Annotated in this window: 14 protein-coding genes; 8 read left to right on the top strand and 6 right to left on the bottom strand. The window is 68.9% G+C overall.

The annotated features are described in order from the left end of the window. Positions 1–16 precede the first annotated feature (16 nt). Positions 17–1,687: an NAD+ synthase gene (locus tag ACVCMG_RS06365; RefSeq protein ID WP_395116786.1), complete on the top strand. Its 1,671-nt coding sequence runs from the start codon at positions 17–19 to the stop codon at positions 1,685–1,687. 80 nt (positions 1,688–1,767) lie between these two features. On the opposite strand, the gene ACVCMG_RS06360 is transcribed toward ACVCMG_RS06365, so the two are convergent. After that, complete coding sequence (locus ACVCMG_RS06360; RefSeq protein WP_395116788.1) at positions 1,768–2,634, bottom strand: outer membrane protein assembly factor BamD; 867 nt, start codon at positions 2,632–2,634, stop codon at positions 1,768–1,770. A gap of 70 nt (positions 2,635–2,704) precedes the next feature. On the opposite strand from ACVCMG_RS06360, the gene rluD reads away from it, so the two are divergent. Further along, positions 2,705–3,679 carry a 23S rRNA pseudouridine(1911/1915/1917) synthase RluD gene (gene rluD / locus ACVCMG_RS06355; RefSeq protein ID WP_447097095.1) on the top strand — a complete coding sequence of 325 codons (975 nt, stop codon included), beginning with the start codon at positions 2,705–2,707 and terminating at the stop codon, positions 3,677–3,679. A gap of 82 nt (positions 3,680–3,761) precedes the next feature. Continuing rightward, positions 3,762–4,511, top strand: a complete 750-nt coding sequence (gene pgeF, locus ACVCMG_RS06350; protein WP_447100828.1) for a peptidoglycan editing factor PgeF — start codon at positions 3,762–3,764, stop codon at positions 4,509–4,511. Here the strand turns inward: pgeF and otsA are convergent. The 3 genes from otsA to otsB are packed head-to-tail and all read right to left on the bottom strand — an operon-like array spanning position 4,502 to position 8,515. Then, positions 4,502–5,911, bottom strand: a complete 1,410-nt coding sequence (gene otsA, locus ACVCMG_RS06345; RefSeq protein WP_447115134.1) for an alpha,alpha-trehalose-phosphate synthase (UDP-forming) — start codon at positions 5,909–5,911, stop codon at positions 4,502–4,504. The two genes, pgeF and otsA, sit on opposite strands and share 10 nt — an antisense overlap. Further along, on the bottom strand, positions 5,911–7,716 hold the full coding sequence (locus tag ACVCMG_RS06340; protein ID WP_447105700.1) for a glycoside hydrolase family 15 protein: 1,806 nt from the start codon (positions 7,714–7,716) through the stop codon (positions 5,911–5,913). The genes otsA and ACVCMG_RS06340 overlap by 1 nt, the downstream gene beginning before the upstream one ends. After that, entirely contained in the window at positions 7,676–8,515 is an 840-nt protein-coding gene (gene otsB, locus ACVCMG_RS06335; RefSeq protein ID WP_447115133.1) for a trehalose-phosphatase, read from the bottom strand. Before otsB ends, ACVCMG_RS06340 begins: the two co-directional genes overlap by 41 nt. A 160-nt stretch (positions 8,516–8,675) precedes the next feature. Between otsB and clpB the strand changes: the two genes are divergently transcribed. Next, complete coding sequence (clpB, locus tag ACVCMG_RS06330) at positions 8,676–11,261, top strand: ATP-dependent chaperone ClpB (RefSeq protein WP_395116800.1); 2,586 nt, start codon at positions 8,676–8,678, stop codon at positions 11,259–11,261. Positions 11,262–11,374: 113 nt separating this feature from the next. On the opposite strand, the gene ACVCMG_RS06325 is transcribed toward clpB, so the two are convergent. Together ACVCMG_RS06325 and ACVCMG_RS06320 are read right to left on the bottom strand one after the other, a co-directional pair. Further along, on the bottom strand, positions 11,375–13,795 hold the full coding sequence (locus ACVCMG_RS06325) for a TonB-dependent receptor plug domain-containing protein (protein WP_447100826.1): 2,421 nt from the start codon (positions 13,793–13,795) through the stop codon (positions 11,375–11,377). Between the two features lie 349 nt (positions 13,796–14,144). Continuing rightward, a complete protein-coding gene (locus tag ACVCMG_RS06320) occupies positions 14,145–14,873 on the bottom strand; it encodes a CsgG/HfaB family protein (RefSeq protein WP_395116804.1) in 729 nt (242 codons plus the stop codon). Between the two features lie 425 nt (positions 14,874–15,298). Here ACVCMG_RS06320 and ACVCMG_RS06315 point away from each other — a divergent pair, with 425 nt between their 5' ends. The 4 genes from ACVCMG_RS06315 to ACVCMG_RS06300 all read left to right on the top strand — a co-directional run bounded on the left by ACVCMG_RS06315 (position 15,299) and on the right by ACVCMG_RS06300 (position 19,036). Then, complete coding sequence (locus tag ACVCMG_RS06315) at positions 15,299–15,622, top strand: FmdB family zinc ribbon protein (protein WP_447115132.1); 324 nt, start codon at positions 15,299–15,301, stop codon at positions 15,620–15,622. Positions 15,623–15,750: 128 nt separating this feature from the next. Next, positions 15,751–17,514: an aspartate--tRNA ligase gene (gene aspS, locus ACVCMG_RS06310; RefSeq protein WP_447115131.1), complete on the top strand. Its 1,764-nt coding sequence runs from the start codon at positions 15,751–15,753 to the stop codon at positions 17,512–17,514. Positions 17,515–17,563: 49 nt separating this feature from the next. Next, on the top strand, positions 17,564–18,262 hold the full coding sequence (locus ACVCMG_RS06305) for an esterase/lipase family protein (protein WP_395116810.1): 699 nt from the start codon (positions 17,564–17,566) through the stop codon (positions 18,260–18,262). 39 nt (positions 18,263–18,301) lie between these two features. Next, positions 18,302–19,036, top strand: coding sequence for a YebC/PmpR family DNA-binding transcriptional regulator (locus tag ACVCMG_RS06300; protein ID WP_447115130.1), 735 nt, complete (start codon positions 18,302–18,304; stop codon positions 19,034–19,036). Positions 19,037–19,053 lie beyond the last annotated feature (17 nt).

Genomic DNA, 19,053 nt, shown 5'->3' with positions numbered 1-19,053 from the left:
AAGGAATGCTGCGTCCATGGCAAAGCTGCGACTGGCGCTGGCCCAACACGATTTTGCCGTCGGCGCGGTGGCGGCCAATGCCGCCAAGGCGGCAGGACTGATGGCACAGGCGCGCGAAGGCGGCGCCGCGCTGGTGGCCTTTCCCGAGCTGACCCTGAGCGGCTATCCGCCGGAGGATCTGCTGCTGCGGCCGAGCTTTCTCGCCGCCTGCGAGCGCGAGCTGTGCGCGCTGGCCTGCGCGGCGCAGGGCGTCGCGGCGCTGGTCGGCCATCCGCACAGCGCCGGCGAGGTCTACAACGGCGCCAGCCTGCTGCGCGAGGGGCGGATCGAGTGCACCGCGCACAAGCAGGCGCTGCCCAACTATGGCGTGTTCGACGACCTGCGCTATTTCCGCCCCGGCAACGGCACCACGACGCGCGTGATCGAGGGCGTGAGCGTGGGCCTGCTGATCTGCGAGGACGTGTGGCAGCCCGAGCCGGCCGCGCAGGCCGCGGCTGCGGGCGCGCAGCTGATCGTGGTGATCAATGCGTCGCCGTGGGACGACCGCAAGCAGGCCGAGCGCGAGGTCGTGCTGGCGGCGCGGGCGCGCGAAACCGGCTGCGCGATCGCCTACCTCAACCTGGTCGGCGGCCAGGACGAGGTGGTCTACGACGGCGCCTCGATCCTGGTCAACGGCGACGGGTCGATCGCGGCACGGGCGCCGGCCTTCGTCGACGCGCTGCTGTGGGCCGAGTTCGACCCGGCCACGCGCACGCTCGCGGCGATCGACTGGCCGGTGCCGGCCGACTCGTCGATGGAGGCGACGCTGTACGCGGCGCTGGTCCGCGGCGTGCGCGACTACATCGACAAGAACCGCTTCGACGGCGTGCTGCTGGGCCTTTCCGGCGGCATCGACTCGGCGCTGACGCTGGCGCTGGCGGTCGACGCGCTGGGCGCCCGGCGCGTCACCGCGGTGATGATGCCCACCCGCTACACCTCGCAGCTCTCGCTCGACGGTGCCCGCGCGCAGGCCGAGCAGCTGGGCGTGGACTACCACGTGATCCCGATCCAGGCGACGTACCAGTCGTTCATGGATGCGCTCACTCCCGCCTTCGCCGGCAAGGCCGCCGACACCACCGAGGAGAACCTGCAGTCGCGCACGCGCGGCGTGATGCTGATGGCGCTGTCCAACAAGCACGGCCGCCTGCTGCTCGCCACCGGCAACAAGAGTGAAATGGCCGTGGGTTACGCCACCCTGTACGGCGACATGTGCGGCGCCTACGCGCCGCTCAAGGACGTGTACAAGACGGTGGTGTATCGGCTGGCGCGGTGGCGCAATGGAGCCGGTAACCGGGAACGCATGTCCTCGCCGACATCCGGCTCTTCGACGATGCCCGATTCCCGATTGCCGATTCCCCCCGAAGTCATCGCCCGTCCGCCCTCGGCCGAGCTGCGCGACAACCAGGTCGACCAGGATTCGCTGCCGCCGTACGACGAGCTGGATGCGATTCTCGAACGCTTCATCGAGGGTGAGCAGTCGCAGGCGGAGATCGTGGCCGCGGGCCACGATGCCGCCACGGTGCAGCGGGTGGCGCGGCTGGTGCTGCTCAACGAGTTCAAACGCCGCCAGTCCGCCCCCGGCCCCCGCGTCACCACGCGCGCCTTCGGCCGCGAACGCCGTTACCCGATCACGTCAGGGTGGCGCTGAGCCGGGATTCCCGGGAGGACCGCCCGGCGGTCGTGCGTATGTCCTTCCTGTTTACCGTTCCCGGCCGCGCAGCAGCCGGCTCAATGATGCCCGGAGAACGGAATCATCTTGCGCACCAGCGAGGGTGCGTGCGGCCACTTGGGATCGGTGAGATAGGGGTGGTTCGGATAGTTCAGCGCCAGCACTTCGCGGGTCTGCGCAGCCAGTTCCTTGCGGTCCAGCGCCAGGTAGCTGCGGGCGAGGATGGCCAGCGCATCGCCGGTCTGCGGCGCCTGCTGGTAGTGCTCGATCACGTACTGCGAGCGGTCGGCCGCCGCGATGTAGGCCTTGTTCTGCAGGTAGAACTCGGCCACGTTGATCTCGTACTGCGCCAGCAGGTTGCGCAGGTAGATCATGCGCTGGCGTGCGTCGGCGGTGTAGGCGCTGTCGGGGAAGCGCCGCGACAGTTCGGAGAAATCGTCGAACGCCTGCAGGTTGTAGCCCTGGTCGCGGCGAGTCAGCCCGCCGGCGCGCTTGGTGAAGCGCTCGATGAAGCCGCTGGTGCGGTCGAAATTGATCAGGCCGCGCAGGTAATAGGCATAATCGACGTGTTTGTTGGCCGGATAGGTCTTGATGAAGCGGTTGATGGTGGACAATGCCTCGTCCGGCTGGTTGTCCTTGTATTGCGCATAGGCCAGCTCAAGCTGGGCCTGCTCGCTGTACGGACCGGACGGGAAGCGCGCGATCAGGCGCTGGAACGCCCGCACCGCGCCGGAGTAATTGCCCGCCTCCAGGAAGCTGTGGGAGCGGTTGTACAGCGGCTCCAGCGGCATCGTGTCGATGGTGTTGCCCTTGCGGCCGAACATCGAACAGGCGCCAAGCACGGCCACCAGGGCGACCACGGCGAGCAGCCTGGCGGCGTGCAGCGGGAACAACGATGGCGTGGTCGAGCCACTGGATGGGCGCATAGGAATGAATTCGGATGTCGGAACGAACAGGCATGATAACTGAAACCGGTTGCCGCCCGCGGGGGCTGGCATGACCACCATACGGCAGCAGGCGGAGGTTCCGCTGAGTGCAGCAGGCCGTCGCTTCGACCAGGCTTTGGCCGAGATGTTCCCCGCCTATTCGCGTTCGCGGCTCAGCGGCTGGATCAAGGCCGGCGCGGCGACCCTGGATGGCGCCCCGGCTGCGCCGCGGCAACTGCTGCGCGGCGGCGAGCGGGTCGAGCTGGATGTCGAACTGGAAACGGAAGTGCACAGCCAGCCCGAGGCGATTGCGCTGACGATCGTGTACGAGGATGCCGACCTGCTGGTGCTGGACAAGCCCGCCGGACTGGTGGTGCATCCCGGCGCCGGCAACCCGGCCGGCACGCTGCTCAACGGCTTGCTGCACCACGACCCGCAGCTGGCCGAGCTGCCGCGCGCCGGCATCGTGCATCGGCTGGACAAGGACACCTCCGGCCTGATGGTGGTGGCCAGGACGCTGTCCACCCATACCGCGCTGGTCGATCTGCTCTCGCGGCACGAAGTGGAACGCCAGTACGAAGCCGTGGTGATGGGCACGATGGTGGCCGGCGGCACGGTGGACCAGCCGATCGGCCGCAGCATGGGCGACCGCCTGCGCCAGGCCGTGCGTGACGAGGAGGACGGCAAGCGCGCGGTGACCCATTACCGCGTGCGCGAGCGCTTCCGCGCGCACAGCCTGCTGCAATGCCAGCTGGAAACCGGCCGCACCCACCAGATCCGCGTGCACCTGGCGCACATCGGCCACCCGCTGATCGGCGACCCGTTGTACGGCGGCGGCCTCAAGTTGCCCAAGGGCGCCAGTGACGGCCTGGTCGCCGCCTTGCGCGGCTTCCGCCGGCAGGCGCTGCACGCGGAGAAACTCTCGTTCGTGCATCCGGTCACCGGCGAGGCGCTGTCGTTCACGGCCGAGCGCCCCGCCGATCAATTGGCCCTGATCGAGGCGCTGCGTGCGGATCTGGCCGAACACGGTCCGGACCCGTATTGATGGGTCGGTACGCGCCGCCGCCAGCCGTGCGATGCTTGGGGAATCCCCGATCCCCGATCCCCGATCTCCAATCCCGGCCCCCATGACTGAAAGCTGGATCTTTCCCGACTGGCCCGCGCCGCCGCAAGTCCACGCGGCCGTCACCACGCGGCTGGGACCGGGCGTGTCTTCCGCGCCGTTCGAGCGCTTCAACCTCGGCCTGCGCTGCGGTGATGCGGCCGAGGCCGTGATGGCGAACCGCGGCGCGCTGCAGCAGGCGCTGCGACTGCCGGCCGCGCCGCGCTGGTTGCATCAGGTGCACGGTTGCGGCGTGGCCGAACTCGGCCCGCTGCCCAGCGCACACGAGCCTCAGGCGGATGCGGCGGTCTCGCACATTCCCGGCACGGTGCTGGCGATCCTCACCGCCGATTGCCTGCCGGTGCTTTTGTGCAGCGAGGATGGCGGCGAGATCGGTGCGGCCCATGCCGGCTGGCGCGGCCTCGCCGCCGGCGTGCTGGAGGCCACCCTGGCGCAGATGGTCAGCCCGCCGGCGCGCGTGCTGGCGTGGCTGGGCCCGTGCATCGGCGCGCCGTCGTACGAGGTGGGCGAGGAAGTGCGCGCCGCGTTCGTCGCGCGCGACGCGGCTGCCGCGGCGTGCTTCGAGGCCACGCGCCCGGGCCACTGGCGCTGCGACCTGGTCGCGCTGGCGCGGCAGCGCCTGGCGCGCGCGGGCGTGACGCGCGTCTACGGCGGCGGCGACGATACCCATGCCGACCCGCGTTTCTACTCGTACCGGCGCGACGGCGCCGCCAGCGGCCGCTTCGCCAGCCTGATCTGGCTCGCTCAGGGCTGATCCGGCGCGGGTTTCCCGGGCGCGCGCAACGCCTCCAGGAAACCGGTGCGCCAATGCGTGATGTCGTTGTGGCGCAGTACCCGCATCATCGCCTTCCAGCGCCGGCGCCGTTCGGTCAGCGGCATGTGCAGCGCCTGCTCCAGGGCGTCGGCGACCTCTTCGGTGTCGGCCGGGTTGACCAGCAAGGCATCGCCCAGTTCCAGCGCGGCTCCGGCGAAACGCGAGAGCACCAGTACGCCGGGGTCTTCCGGGTCCTGGCAGGCCACGTACTCCTTCGCCACCAGGTTCATGCCGTCGCGCAGCGGCGTGACCAGGCCCACGCGCGCGCTGCGGTAGTAGCCGGCGAGCAGGCGGTGCGGGAACGACTTGTTGATGTAGCGGATCGGCACCCAGTCCGGCGCGGCGTACTTGCCGTTGATGTGGCCGGCGCTGCGCTCCAGCTCGCGGCGGATCGCGCGGTACTCCAGCACCGCGCCGCGCGAGGGCGGCGCGATCTGCATGAAGGTGACGTGGCGGTGCAGCTCCGGGTCGCGTTCGAGCAGCCGCGCGTAGCCCTGGAAGCGATGCGGCAGGCCCTTTGAATAGTCCAGCCGGTCGACCCCGATGATCAGCGCGATGCCGCGGGTGCTTTCGCGCAGCTGCACGATTTCCTTCAGCCCCACGGCTTTCTGCGCGATCCCGGCGATGTGTTCGGTGTCGATGCTGATCGGGAAGGCGCCGGCGCGGAATTCGCGCCCGCCGGGCATGCGCATGCGCCCGCCCAGGCGCATCACCGCACCGGCCTCGTGCAGGAAATAATCCTCCAGCGCGCGCAGGTAGCGATGGGTGTGCACGCCGATCAGGTTGTAACTGGCCAGTGTTTCCAGCAGCTCGTGGTGGTTGGGCAGGGCAATCAGCAGGCCGGCGGCGGGCAGCGGCGTATGCAGGAAGAAGCCGATGCGGTTCTTCACGCCGAGCTTGCGCAGCATGGCGGCCAGCGGGATCAGGTGGTAGTCGTGGACCCAGATCGTGTCGTCCGGGCCGATCAGCGGACGCAGGCGCTCGGCGAAGGTCCGGTTGACCCGCAGATAGCCGTCCAGATGGCTGCGCTGGTAGTCGACCAGGTCCGGCCGGTAGTGCAGCAGCGGCCATAGCGCGCCATTGGAAAAGCCGGCGTAGAACGCGTCGTGGTCGGCGCGCGAGAAGTCCACGGTGGCGTAGTCGATGCCGTGGTCGCTGGCCTGGTGCAGTTCGGCGCCGGTCTCGGCGGCGCTCACCTTGCCGCTCCAGCCGAACCACAGCCCGCCGTTTTCGGCCAGCGCCGCGCGCAGGGCCGAGGCGAGCCCGCCAGCGGCGGTCTGGTGGGGCAGTGCGACGCGGTTGGAGACCACGATGAGCCGGCCGGGAGTCTTGCGCGCCATCACATGGCGTCCTCCCAGCGGCGGGACAGGCGCATCGCCGACTGGATCAGCCCCACCAGCGAATAGGTCTGCGGGAAGTTTCCCCACGGCTCGCCGGTCTTCGGCGCGATGTCCTCCGAGAGCAGGCCCAGCGTGGTGCGCTGGGCGAGCATGTTCTCGAAGGTGGTGCGGGCGCGCTTCTCGCGGCCGGTGGCGGCAAGCGCGTCGATGTACCAGAACGTGCAGATGTTGAAGCTGGTTTCGGGCGCGCCGAAGTCGTCCGGCGCGATGTAGCGGAACATGTAGTCGCCATGGCCGAGCTTCTCGCCGATCGCGTCGACGGTGGCGACGAAGCGCGGGTCGCTCGCCTGGACGAACCCGATGTCGGCCAGCAGCAGCAGGCTGGCGTCCAGCCGCTCGCCGTCGTAGGCGTCGACGAAATGGCCAAGCTTTTCGTTCCAGGTGCGCGCTTCGATGCGCCCGTGCAGCGCGGCCGCCTCGTCATGCCACCAGCGCGCGCGGTCCTCCAGCCCCAGCTCGGTGGCGATGTGCGCCAGACGGTCGCACGCGGCCCAGCACATCGCCGCCGAGTAGGTGTGCACGGCCATGCGCCCGCGGTACTCCCACAGGCCGGCATCGGGCTCTTCGGCCATGCGCAGAGCGGTTTTGCCCAGCTGCTCCAGCCGCTCGAAAGTCACCTTGTCGCCGCGATGCTGCAGGCGCTGGTCGAAGAACAGTTGTGCCGAGGCCAGCAGCACCGAGCCGTAGACATCGTTCTGGCGCTGCTGCCATGCGTCGTTGCCCACGCGTACCGGCCCGTCGCCGCGGTAGCCGGCCAGCGTGTCGACCTGCCGCTCGGGCAATTGCTCGGCAAAGGTGATGCCGAACACCGGGCCGAGTTCGGCCTGCCCGCGGTTGGCGACCAGGTTGAAGGCGTAGCGGATGTACTCCTCCATCGAGCGCGTGGCGCCCAGCCGGTTGAGGCCGCGCACGGTGAAGGCGGCGTCGCGCAGCCAGCAGTAGCGGTAATCCCAGGTGCGCCCGCTGCCGGGCGACTCCGGGATCGAGGTGGTCAACGCCGCCACGATCGCGCCGGTGGCCTCGTACTGGCACAGCTTCAGCGTGATCGCGGCGCGGATCACCGCCTCCTGCCACTCGAACGGGATGGACAGGTAGCGGGTCCATTCGCGCCAGTAGTCCAGCGTGCGTTCCAGTGCCAGGTGGATGAAGTCCGACACGTTGCCTTCCAGCGTCTCATCCGGACCGAACAGGAAGTGCGCGGGCTGCTCCAGGCCGAATGGCAGGCCGCGTTCGACCATCAGCGGCGCCACGTCGCAGGTCAGTCGCTGGATGGTGTCGCTCAGCAGGTAGCGGATGTGGTTGCTGCCGGAGGTGGTCTGCGGCGTGCGCGCGCCGTAGTCGCACAGCGGGCGCATGCGGACGCGGATGCGCGGCGAACCGGAGATCGGCGCCACGCGCCGCGCCAGCATTTCGGGATGGTAGAGCCGGCCGGAGGCGCGGTGGCGCGGGGCGAAGTCGGTGATCTCGATCGCGCCGCCCTGGCGGTCGAACAGCCGCGTGACCAGCACCGCGGTGTTGCGCAGGTAGAACTGCTCGGCATGGTCGAAGTGCTCCAGCTCGATCGCCCAGTCGCCGCCGGGAAGGGTCGGCGAGAGCAGGCTGCAGAAGCTGGCGTCGGCATCGAACCGCGGCAGACAACACCAGACGATGCGTGCGTGGCTGTCGACCAGCGCGGCCACGCTGCCGTTGCCGATCACGCCCAGTTCAAGACTGGCGCGAGGTTTCTCGTTCGGATGGTCGGGCATGGGTGGGGGCTCCTTGCATCAGTGCGCCCAGGACGCGGGCCAGCCAGGCGATCGTGGCGACCGGATCGGGCAGGGTGAAGCGCGCGGCGCTGGGATGGCGGTCACCGACGCGGACACTGAGTCCGTGCGCGCGATTGACCGCGTCGAAGGCGTGCTCGTCGGTGAGGTCGTCGCCGAGGTAGACCGGCAGCCGGCCCTTGAACGGTTCGCCTTGCAGCAGTTCGGCGACGGCGCGGCCCTTGTCCATGCCGCCGGGCTTGAACTCCAGCACGCGGCGACCGGCCTGCAGTTCGTAGCCGGGCAGATGGGCGATCGCGCCGATGGCCGCCTCGCGCAACTGTTGCCACTCGTCCGACGACCCGCGGCAGTGCAGCGCAACCGCCTGCTGCTTGTTTTCCAGCTGCACGCCGGCAAAGTGCGCGGCCAGCGCCTGCGCCTCGTGTTGCATGCGCGCCTGTTGCAGCGGCATCACCACATGGCGGCGCAGTTCGCCGGTAGCCGCGCGCAGCTCCACTCCGTGCAGGCCGATGGCGGCCCGGTGCGGGCGCTCGAACAGGCGGTCGATGTCGTCCAGCCGGCGCCCGCTGACCAGCGCCAGCGCGCCGCCGGTCGCCCCGTGCAGCGCGTCGAGCAGGGCGAGCAGCTCGTTGTCCACGCGCACCGCATGCGGGTCATCAGCGAAGTCGAGCAAGGTGCCGTCCACGTCCAGCAACAGCGCCCAGGCAGTGTCTGCTGTGGGCAGCGGCGGAGGGGGAAGCGGCGCGTGGGTCGTGGCGTTGGCGGGGCGTGGCGTGGACATCGGGCCGCACCGTAACAGGGTGAATGTGAAGAGCCGGCCATGCGCCGCGTGCGGCCACGGTGAACGGCGATCGGCCGACCGGGCCAGCTTGAATCGGTGCATTCCGGCCACACGTTTGCGCCGTGGCGATTGCCGCCCTACCGATGCGGGGATTCTCGACATGCGAATGGACAAACTCACCTCGCGGTTCCAGCAGGCGCTGGCCGACGCGCAGTCGCTGGCCGTGGGCCGCGACAACAACATGCTCGAACCGGCGCACGTGATGGCCGCGCTGCTCAACCAGCAGGGTGGCTCGACCGGCCCGCTGCTGACCCAGGCGCAGGTCAACGTGCCGATGCTCATGCAGCGCGTGAACGAGTTGCTCGATCGCCTGCCGCAGGTCCGCGGGCAGGAGGGCAACATCAATCTCGGCAACGACCTCAACCGCCTGCTCAACCTCACGGACAAGCTGGCGCAGCAGCGCGGCGACCAGTTCATCGCCAGCGAACTGTTCGTGCTCGCGGCGCTGGAGGACAAGGGCGAACTGGGCGCGGCACTGAAGGCCGCCGGGGCGACCAGGGCGCATCTCGAAGCGGCGATCGAGAAGCTGCGCGGCGGCGAGAAGGTGCAGAGCGAGAACGCCGAGGAACAGCGTCAGGCGCTGGACAAGTACTGCATCGATCTCACCGAGCGCGCCGAGCGCAACAAGCTCGACCCGGTGATCGGCCGCGACGAGGAAATCCGCCGCACCATCCAGGTGCTGCAGCGGCGCACCAAGAACAACCCGGTGCTGATCGGCGAGCCCGGCGTGGGCAAGACCGCGATCGTCGAAGGCCTGGCCCAGCGCATCATCAAGGACGAAGTGCCCGAGGGCTTGCGCGGTCGCCGGGTGCTGGCGCTGGACATGGGTGCGCTGATCGCCGGCGCCAAATTCCGCGGCGAGTTCGAGGAACGGCTCAAGGCCGTGCTCAACGACCTGGCCAAGCAGGAAGGCCGGGTGATCCTGTTCATCGACGAATTGCACACCATGGTCGGCGCCGGCAAGGGTGAGGGCGCGATGGATGCCGGCAACATGCTCAAGCCGGCCCTGGCGCGCGGCGAGCTGCACTGCATCGGCGCCACCACGCTGGACGAATACCGCCAGTACATCGAGAAGGACGCCGCGCTGGAGCGGCGCTTCCAGAAGGTGTTCGTGGGCGAGCCATCGGTGGAGGACACCATCGCGATCCTGCGTGGCCTGAAGGAGCGCTATGCCGTGCACCACGGCGTGGAGATCACCGACCCGGCGATCGTCGCCGCCGCGACCTTGTCGAACCGCTACATCGCCGACCGCCAGCTGCCGGACAAGGCGATCGACCTGATGGACGAGGCCGCCAGCCGCATTCGCATGGAGATCGACTCCAAGCCGGAGGAACTGGACCGGCTCGAACGTCGGCTGATCCAGCTCAAGATCCAGCGCGAGATGCTGAAGAAGGAGAAGGACAGCGAATCGAAGCAGCGCCTGGCCGACCTGGAAGCCGACATCGAGAAGCTCGAACGCGAGTTCTCCGACCTCAACGAGGTGTGGAAATCCGAGAAGGCCGCGCTGCAGGGCACGACCAAGGTCAAGGAGCAGATCGAACAGGCCAACCAGGATCTGGAAGCGGCGCGGCGCGCGCAGGATTACGCGCGGATGAGCGAGATCCAGTACGGCAAGTTGCCCGAACTGGAAAAGCAGCTCGCCGCGGCGCAGGCCGCCGAGACGCAGGATTTCAAGCTGGTGCAGACGCGCGTCACCGCCGACGAAATCGCCGAAGTGGTGTCGCGCTGGACGGGCATCCCGGTCAGCAAGATGCTGGAAGGCGAGCGCGACAAGCTGTTGAAGATGGAAGACGAGCTGCACAAGCGCGTGGTCGGCCAGGACGAGGCCGTGCACGCCGTGGCCGACGCGATCCGCCGCTCGCGAGCCGGCCTGTCCGATCCGAACCGGCCGAACGGCTCGTTCCTGTTCCTGGGCCCCACCGGCGTGGGCAAGACCGAGCTGTGCAAGGCGCTGGCCGAATTCATGTTCGACACCACCGACGCGATGGTGCGCATCGACATGAGCGAGTTCATGGAGAAACACTCCGTCTCGCGCCTGGTCGGCGCGCCCCCGGGCTACGTCGGCTACGAGGAAGGCGGCTATCTGACCGAAGCCGTGCGGCGCCGGCCGTACAGCGTGATCCTGCTCGACGAGGTGGAGAAGGCGCACCCGGACGTGTTCAACATCCTGCTGCAGGTGCTGGACGACGGCCGCCTCACCGACGGCCAGGGCCGCACCGTGGACTTCCGCAACACCGTCATCGTGATGACCTCGAACCTCGGCTCGCAGATGATCCAGGACGCGGCGGAAAGCGGCGGCGACGCGGAGGAGCAGTACACCCAGATGAAGGCCTCGGTGATGGGCGTGGTGCAGGCGCACTTCCGCCCCGAGTTCATCAACCGGCTCGACGAGATCGTGGTGTTCCGGCCGCTGGACAAGAACCAGATCCGCGCCATCGCGAAGATCCAGCTCGAATACCTGGAGAAGCGCCTGGCCGAGCGGCAGCTCAAGCTGGACGTGGGCGACGACGCGCTGACCCTGCTCGGCAACGTCGGCTTCGATCCGGTCTACGGCGCGCGGCCGCTGAAGCGGGCGATCCAGCAGCAACTGGAGAATCCGCTCGCGCGGCAGATCCTGGAGGGTCGTTTCCAGGGCGGCGACACCATCCACGTGTCGACCGCCGGCGGCCAGCTGGTGTTCCGGTAGCCGCGGGTCAACCCGGCGCGGCGGATGCTTCCGGCGCGCCGCGTTCGGTGTCGGTTCCCGTGTGGAGGCCGCAGCGCAGATCCCGCGCGTCGACCTCGCCCCAGCCGATCAGCTCACCAGTGATAGGCCACCGTGCCGTAGTAGTACGCGCCGCTGAAGCCGAACGGCGACGAGCCCGAGTAGGTCAGGATGCCGTGGAAGTTGTTGGCGGCGCTGCTGCGTTCGGGGTAGGCGTTGTTGAGGTCGTTGGCGCCCACGGTGAAGGTCCAGTTGTTCCAGGCGTAGTTCGCGTTGGCATCGAGCACGAAGCGTGCGCCGTAGGTCTGGTCCGTGGCCGGGTTGTTGCCCAGCGTGGTGAACTGGCCGTAGCGGGTCAGCTGGCCGTGGAAGCTCCAGTTGCCGACGTTCCAGTCGGTGGCGAGGAACGCCTTGGTGCGCGGGGCACCCTTGGTGATGCGGCCCTGTTCGGTGCGGTCGATGATCGGCAAGGTCAGCCCGACCAGGCCCAGTTGCGGCGGGTTCGGCGCGATCGCGCGGATGTCGGTCTTGTTGTAGTTCACTCCGCCGGTGAACTTCAGCGCGGAGTGTTCCAGCTGCAGCGGCCAGGTGGCCACCAGGTCGACGCCTCGCGTGCGCGTGTCGACCGCGTTGGTGAAGAAGCGGCCGCCGCTGACGAACGGAATGCCCACGGAGGTGAGGTAATCCTGCACGGGCGTTCCGACCAGGTTGCCGCTGAGGATGATCCGGTGGTCGATGTCGATCTGGTAGAAATCCAGTGTGGTGTACAAGCCGCTGGAAGGGGTCAGCACCAGGCCGAGGCTGTAGTTGCGTGATTTCTCCGGCTTCAGTGCCTGCGCACCCAGCGCCTGCGCGGCGGGGTTGCTGACCGGGAAGGTACGGATCGTGTACGGGATCAGGTTGCCGCTGCCGTCGGCGACGAAGTTGATCGCGGTGCTGGAGTAGTACTCCTGCTGCAGCGACGGCGCGCGGAAACCGTTCGACACGGTGCCGCGCAGGGCCAGCGTGTCGGTCAACGCGAAACGCCCGGACAACTTGGCCGAGGTGGTGCCGCCGAAATCGCTGTAATGCTCGCGGCGCACCGCCAGCCCGGCAGAGAGCTTGTCGGTGAGGTCGCTCTCCAGGTCCACGTAAAGCGCGCGGCTTTTGCGCGAGTGCGAGCCGGCGTCGCCGGGCTGGTAGCCGGGGAACACCTGCGCGCCGGAGCCGGCGTACGAGGCGGCGTCGCCCTGCTTGAGGGTGAACTCCTCGCGGCGGTATTCCAGGCCCCAGGCCACGGACAAGCCGTTCGGCAGCATGGCTGGCTGGAAGTCGCGGCTGAAGTCGGCGTTGTAGACATCCTGCCGGTTGGTCAGGGTGCCGATGTAGAAGCCGGTGGGCGAATCCGGGTCCAGCGAGTAGTTGTAGGTGTCGCTGGTGTGCAGCTTCCAGTGGTTGCCGCCGGTGTTGGCGCTGAGGTCGTAATGCCAGCCGGCCACCGTGCCGCGCAAGCCGAGCACTTCGCTGTCGTCGCGGATCGCGCTGTTCTCGATCGGCAGATAGCCGTCCGGATAGACCGCCGCCGCGCCGGGGTAGCTGCCGGCATAGGTCGACAGCGAACGGAAGAAGCCGCCGGCGCTGACGTCGCGCTTGTTGAACAGGCTGAAGGCGTAGAGCTGCGCGTTCGGGGTGAAGTCGTACTGCAGGTTGATCGCCGCCTGCCTGGCCCGCACCAGCGGGATGCCGTAGTGGAAGGTGACTTGCCCGTAGCTGGGATCACCCGGGTAGCGCACGTCGGCACCGGCACGATTGGTCGGGTCCTGGTGGCTGGCGTTCGCGCTCAGGTGCACCCAGCCCTTGTCGCCGAGTTTGAAGCCGCCATCGGCGCCGCCCTGCCAGGTGGTGCCGTCACCCTTGCTGTACTGGCCGCCGGTGAGGCTGAGCGAGCCGTGTTGCGCGCCACCCTTGAGGATGATGTTGATCACGCCGGCGATCGCGTCCGAACCGTATTGCGCCGCGGCACCGTCGCGCAGTACCTCGACGCGCTCGATCGCGTTGACCGGGATCGCGTTGATGTCCACCGGCGAGGAGCCGCGGCCCAGTGAGCCGTTGACGTTGACGATCGCGGTGGTGTGCTGGCGCTTGCCGTTGATCAGCACCAGCGTCTGGTCCGGCGAGAGCCCGCGCAGTTGCGCGGGCTGGATCGCGTCGGTGGCGTCAGTCACCGAGGGCTGCGGAAAGTTGAACGAGGGCAGCAGCACGCGCAGCGCGGTGGCCAGGTCGGTGGCACCGGTGCCGACCAGGTCCTTCGGCGTCAGCACGTCGATCGGCGCCAGCGAGGTGGCTTCGGTGCGGTCGAACACGCGGGTGCCGGTGACCACCACCGCCTGCAGTGCGGTGACATCCTTGGCGGCAGGCTTGTCCGGCGCGGCGCCGGGGTCCTGGGCGCGCGCGGGCAGGGAGAGGGCAAACGAGGACAGGACGAGGGCGATGGCGGCGGCGAGGCCGCCCCGGATCGGGAATGATTTGGCTTGCATGCGCGAACCCCGGGCAATGGCGAGCATGTAGTCGGCGGGTCCATGACTGCGACCTGGCACGCGCATTCGCTCGGGGATGTGGTGTCGTGCGTCCCTGACGGGCTCGAACTTAGGTTGCTGCAGAATGACCTGTCAAGCGCGGCGCCGTCGGCGCGGCGAAGGAACTTGCGAGGGGCTTGCGCCATCCTCCGCACGAGCGCCTCGCGAACGCATCATGGCGCCATCGGCGCCACGCAAACGGCGACATGATGCAGGCGTGGCTGCGCTCGCGCGGATCGGGCACCGGTGTGCCCGATCCGCATCCGGTGGTGCGCGGCCGGGCTTCGACATCGAGAACCCGGCGACCTCTTCAGTCGAGATCCAGCGAATCGCGGTCGCCCTGGCGACGCTTCTGTTCCTTCTGCTCGTAGCGGGCCTCGCAGCCGTCGCGCTTGACCATGGCGCAGTCGAGATAATCGGTGGCCTCGATCAGCGCGGCGCGCACCGCCTTGCTGGCCGGCGTCTTCTCCTTGTGGCCGAAGTCGCCGCCGACGCCGCGGGTGTAGCCGCTCAGGCGAATCGCCTTGTCGGTGCTGCGCCCTTCCACCGTGCGCGAGAACACGACCTCCGAGGTTTCCGCGTCGATCACGCGCAGGTCGATCGCCACATAGGCCTTGGCCTGGCCGCCGCCGACGTGGAAGCCCGCGAAGCTGAGGCCGCCGCCGGTGTTGGAGGTGTCTTCCGTGTACGAGGCGACGCTGCCGGTGATCAGGTACTGCGCACCGGTGATGTTGCCGGTGTGCGGACTGCTGCCCGGGCGCATGCGGTACGAGCTGGCCAGATCCTGTTCGGCCAGCACGGCGTTGATCTTCTGCCGCTCGATCACCTTGAAGTCGCCGGTGGCGCTGAGTTCGTTGCTGAGCACGTCAGCCAGTTGCGAGCCGACGCCGCCGTGCCACCAGGCGACGGAGTCACTGTTGTTGGTGAAGTCAACCACCGCGACGGTCAAGGTCGGTGCTTCGCGGGCCATGGCGGCGCCACTCGCCAGCACGGCAAGCGCCAGCATGGTGCCGGTGGCAAATCGTCGTGTTCGTTTCATCGTTGTCCCCTCCGCTTGATGGAGCGCTGATAACCCCCTGATTGCCGGCCCTCGCGCCGGCAAGCCGCGGCGCCGACGGCGTGGCCGACGCCGTGGCGGCGCCCACCCGGCTGCACCGCGTGCGGCGCAGGCCATAGTGGCCGTTTTTCGGCTCCCTGTTCAAGCGTGGCGCGCCGTGGACGTGTAGGCGCCGGCCGTGAAACCCTGTCCGCGGCATTCCGCCGGCCAGGTCGTCGCCCCTCCCGCGGCCGCCGGGAACCGCCGCCGCCCGCGGATCTGGCGACCACCCGGTGGCGCCGCTACGATGACGCCCTGTGCGTGCCGGCCCCGCGGCCCGGTCGCGCCGCCCGCGTTGAAATCGGCGCCGGCCCACCCGATATTGCGACCAGTCCCGCTCCATCCTGGTCCGGAGTCCAGAAACCACCATGCCCATCTACGAATTTGAATGCAGCGGCTGCGGCCATCGTTTTGATCGCCTGCAGAAGCTGTCCGATGCCGATCCCACCGTCTGCCCCGCCTGCGCGGCAGCCAAACTGCACCGCCGGGTCAGTGCGCCGGCGTTCCGCCTGGCCGGCAGCGGCTGGTACGAGACCGATTTCAAGAAGGACGGCGAGAAGAAGCACAACCTCGCCGGCACCACGGCGGGCGAGGGCAGCAAGTCGGCCCCGGAAGGCAAGCCGGCGTCGGCGCCGGAGGCGTCCACCGCCAAGCCCGCTGCACCCGCCAAGGCGGCCGCCGGGGCGGATTGAGTCCGCCCGCGCGTCCTCCCGTTCGGCTCCAGCCGCGGCGGCCCGGCGTTTGCCGGAAGGCCGGCGATGCTAAGATTCCGGGTCTTTTCCCCCGTTCATGCCGCCAGCCGGCCCGGAGTTTCCAGCGCATGCGCACGCATTACTGCGGCCTCGTCAACGAGGCCCTGATCGACCAGACCGTCATCCTCTGCGGCTGGGTCAACACGATCCGCCTGCAGGCGCACGTGGCTTTCGTCGACCTGCGTGATCACGAGGGCGTGGCGCAGGTGGTGATCGAGCGCGACAACGTCGCGGCCTTCGCCATCGCCGGCGACATCGGCAACGAATACTGCCTGCGCGTCACCGGCACGTTGCGCCGCCGCCTGGCCGCGAACGACAAGCTCAAGACCGGCACGGTCGAGCTGCTCGCCGACACCGTGGAGGTCCTCAACCCGGCGAAGGACCTGCCGTTCGCGCTGCACGAGAATCCCAACGAGGACATGCGGATGACCTACCGCTACCTCGACCTGCGTCGCCCCGAGATGCAGGCGATGCTGCGCAAGCGCACACGGCTGGTGCAGACGCTGCGCCGCTACCTCGACGCGCGCGGTTTCCAGGACATCGAGACGCCGATCCTGACCAAGGCCACGCCCGAGGGCGCACGCGACTACCTGGTGCCCAGCCGCGTGCATCCGGGCCAGTTCTACGCGCTGCCGCAGTCGCCGCAGCTGTTCAAGCAGATCCTTATGATGGCCGGCTTCGACCGCTACTACCAGATCGCGCGCTGCTTCCGCGACGAGGACCTGCGCGCCGATCGCCAGCCGGAGTTCACTCAGCTCGACATGGAGTTCGCCTTCGTCGAGGAGAAGGACGTGCAGGACATGGTGGAGGACCTGATCCGCCACGTGTTCCGCGAGGTGCAGGGTGTGGAGCTCGATGCGAGCTTCCCGCGCATGACCTGGGCCGAAGCCATGCGCCGCTTCGGTTCGGACAAGCCGGACCTGCGCATCGCTCTGGAACTGGTCGACGTGGCCGACGCGCTGAAGGGCGTGGAGTTCAAGGTGTTCGCCGAACCGGCCAACGATCCGGCCGGCCGCGTGGCCGCGCTGCGCGTGCCCGGCGCTGCGGCGCTGTCGCGCAAGGATATCGACGGGCTCACCGAGTACGTCGCCCGCTACGGCGCCAGGGGGCTGGCCTGGATCAAGGTCGAGGATCGCGCGAAGGGCCGCGAGGGCATCAGCTCGCCGGTGGCCAAGTTCCTCGATGACATGGCGCTCGATGCCGTGCTCGATGCGACCGGCGCGCAATCCGGCGACATCGTGTTCGTCGGTGCGGGCAAGTGGAAGACCGTCACCGACTTCATGGGCGCGCTGCGGCTCAAGGTCGGCAAGGATCGTTCCCTGGTCGAGGAGGGCTGGAAGCCGCTGTGGGTTACCGACTTCCCGATGTTCGAGTACGACGAGGGCGAGCAGCGCTACGTGGCCCTGCATCATCCGTTCACCGCGCCGAAGATCGACGACATCGCCGACCTGAAGAGCCATGCAGCCACTGCCGTCAGCCGCGGCTACGACATGGTGCTCAATGGCAACGAGATCGGCGGCGGCTCGATCCGCATCCATCGCCCGGAGATGCAGAGCGCGGTGTTCGGCCTGCTGGGCATCGGCGCCGACGAAGCGGAGGCCAAGTTCGGCTTCCTGCTCAAGGCACTGAAGTTCGGCGCGCCGCCGCACGGCGGCATCGCCTTCGGCATCGACCGCATCGCCGCGTTGATGGCCGGCACCGAGTCGATCCGCGACGTGATCGCCTTCCCCAAGACCACCAGCGCGCAGGACCTGATGACCGACGCACCGTCGCCGGTATCCGCCGCCCAGCTGAAGGAGTTGTCGGTGGCGACCGTCGAGGGCAAGCCCTGAGGCGCGAGGCGCGTACCCTTGCCGACAGCCGGTGGTGGCGAGACGCGTGATGACCGAATCCCGAAATCCCGATCCCGCGTCCCGGCTGCAGGCCCACGTGATCCTGCTGCACGGCCTGTGGATGCGCGGGTTCGCGCTGTCCATGCTGCATCACCGGTTGATGGAGGCCGGCTTTCGCGTGCACCGCTTCGATTACCTGAGCGTGGCCGCCAGCCAGCAGCACATCCTGGATCGCCTGCACCAGCGCATCGCCACGCTGGCCGGCGAGGCCGACGCGGTGCACCTGGTCGGCCACAGCCTGGGCGGGCTGCTCGCGCTGCGGGCCTGCAGCGACGGCAAGGCGCTGCCGCCGGGACGCATCGTCTGCCTCGGCTCGCCACTGCGCGGCAGTGCCGCCGCGCGCGGTTTTGCCCGCTGGGGTCGCGGCGGCGAGCTGTTGCTGGGACACAACCGCCAACTGCTGGAAGAAGGGTTCGAGCGCTGGGATGGCGAGCGCGAGGTGGGCGTGATCGCCGGCCGCGTCGCGCTGGGGCTGGGCGCCGTGCTGGGTCAGCTGGAGGGCGAGCACGACGGCACCGTGGCGGTGGCCGAGACGCGCCTGCCGGGGTTGGCCGACCATTGCGTGGTCGAATCGAGCCACACCAGTCTGCTGTTCTCGCCGGAGGTGGCGCGGCGGGTGGCCTGTTTCCTGCGCGAGGGGCGATTTGCCGCGGAGCCGGGCGCCGGCACACCTGCCGATTTCAGGTAAAATTGCCCGCTTGTCCAATCGCTTCATGCAGGAATCGCCATGGGTAGAGGCCCGTCCATCGAAGGTCGCAAGAACGCCGAGGACGCCAAGCGCGCCAAGGTGTTCACCAAGCTGATCCGCGAGATCACCGTGGCTACCCGCGCGGGCGTCGCGGACCCTGGCGGCAACCCGCGCCTGCGCGCGGCGGTGGACAAGGCGCTGTCGGCCAACATGACCAAGGACACCATCGAGCGCGCGATCAAGCGCGGCTCCGGTGCCGACGGCGGCGCCGACATGCAGGAGCTGCGCTACGAGGGCTACGGCCCGGCCGGCATCGCGCTGATCATCGACTGCTTCACCGACAACCCCACCCGCACCGTCGCCGACGTGCGTTACGCGCTGACCAAGCACGGCGGCAACCTGGGCACGTCCGGTTCGGTCGCGTTCCAGTTCACCCGCTGCGGCGAACTGGTGTTCGCCACCGACAACGACGCCAGCGCCGAGGAGTTCGTGCTCGATTCGGCGCTGGAAGCGGGCGCCGACGACGTGATCAACGAGCACGGCGAGAGCATCGTGCTGTGCTCGCCGGAGCACTTCGAGGCGGTGCAGCAGGCCCTGATCGACGCCGGCCTCAACGCCGTGCACGCCGGCGTGGTGATGCGCCCGAACAATCGCGTCGAGGTGCCGGCGGAAGCGCTGGAGCCGCTGCTCGACCTGCTCGAGAAGCTCGATGCGCTGGACGACGTGAGCGAGGTCTCGCACAACGCCCTGCTGCCCGCCGGGACGGCCGAATAAGTCGGAGGCCTCGCGCC

Source organism: Rhodanobacter sp. UC4451_H18 (genome assembly GCF_052978225.1).
This window is presented reverse-complemented; position numbering and strand designations above follow the sequence as displayed.

Coding starts and splice junctions, on each gene's coding strand:
- ACVCMG_RS06360 (WP_395116788.1), bottom strand. CDS start 2,634: ATGCGCCCATCCAGTGGCTCGACCACGCCATCGTTGTTCCCGCTGCAC.
- otsB (WP_447115133.1), bottom strand. CDS start 8,515: ATGTCCACGCCACGCCCCGCCAACGCCACGACCCACGCGCCGCTTCCC.
- ACVCMG_RS06320 (WP_395116804.1), bottom strand. CDS start 14,873: ATGAAACGAACACGACGATTTGCCACCGGCACCATGCTGGCGCTTGCC.
- pgeF (WP_447100828.1), top strand. CDS start 3,762: ATGACTGAAAGCTGGATCTTTCCCGACTGGCCCGCGCCGCCGCAAGTC.
- ACVCMG_RS06305 (WP_395116810.1), top strand. CDS start 17,564: ATGACCGAATCCCGAAATCCCGATCCCGCGTCCCGGCTGCAGGCCCAC.
- rluD (WP_447097095.1), top strand. CDS start 2,705: ATGACCACCATACGGCAGCAGGCGGAGGTTCCGCTGAGTGCAGCAGGC.
- ACVCMG_RS06325 (WP_447100826.1), bottom strand. CDS start 13,795: ATGCAAGCCAAATCATTCCCGATCCGGGGCGGCCTCGCCGCCGCCATC.
- ACVCMG_RS06300 (WP_447115130.1), top strand. CDS start 18,302: ATGGGTAGAGGCCCGTCCATCGAAGGTCGCAAGAACGCCGAGGACGCC.
- ACVCMG_RS06315 (WP_447115132.1), top strand. CDS start 15,299: ATGCCCATCTACGAATTTGAATGCAGCGGCTGCGGCCATCGTTTTGAT.
- clpB (WP_395116800.1), top strand. CDS start 8,676: ATGCGAATGGACAAACTCACCTCGCGGTTCCAGCAGGCGCTGGCCGAC.
- ACVCMG_RS06340 (WP_447105700.1), bottom strand. CDS start 7,716: ATGCCCGACCATCCGAACGAGAAACCTCGCGCCAGTCTTGAACTGGGC.
- ACVCMG_RS06365 (WP_395116786.1), top strand. CDS start 17: ATGGCAAAGCTGCGACTGGCGCTGGCCCAACACGATTTTGCCGTCGGC.
- otsA (WP_447115134.1), bottom strand. CDS start 5,911: ATGGCGCGCAAGACTCCCGGCCGGCTCATCGTGGTCTCCAACCGCGTC.
- aspS (WP_447115131.1), top strand. CDS start 15,751: ATGCGCACGCATTACTGCGGCCTCGTCAACGAGGCCCTGATCGACCAG.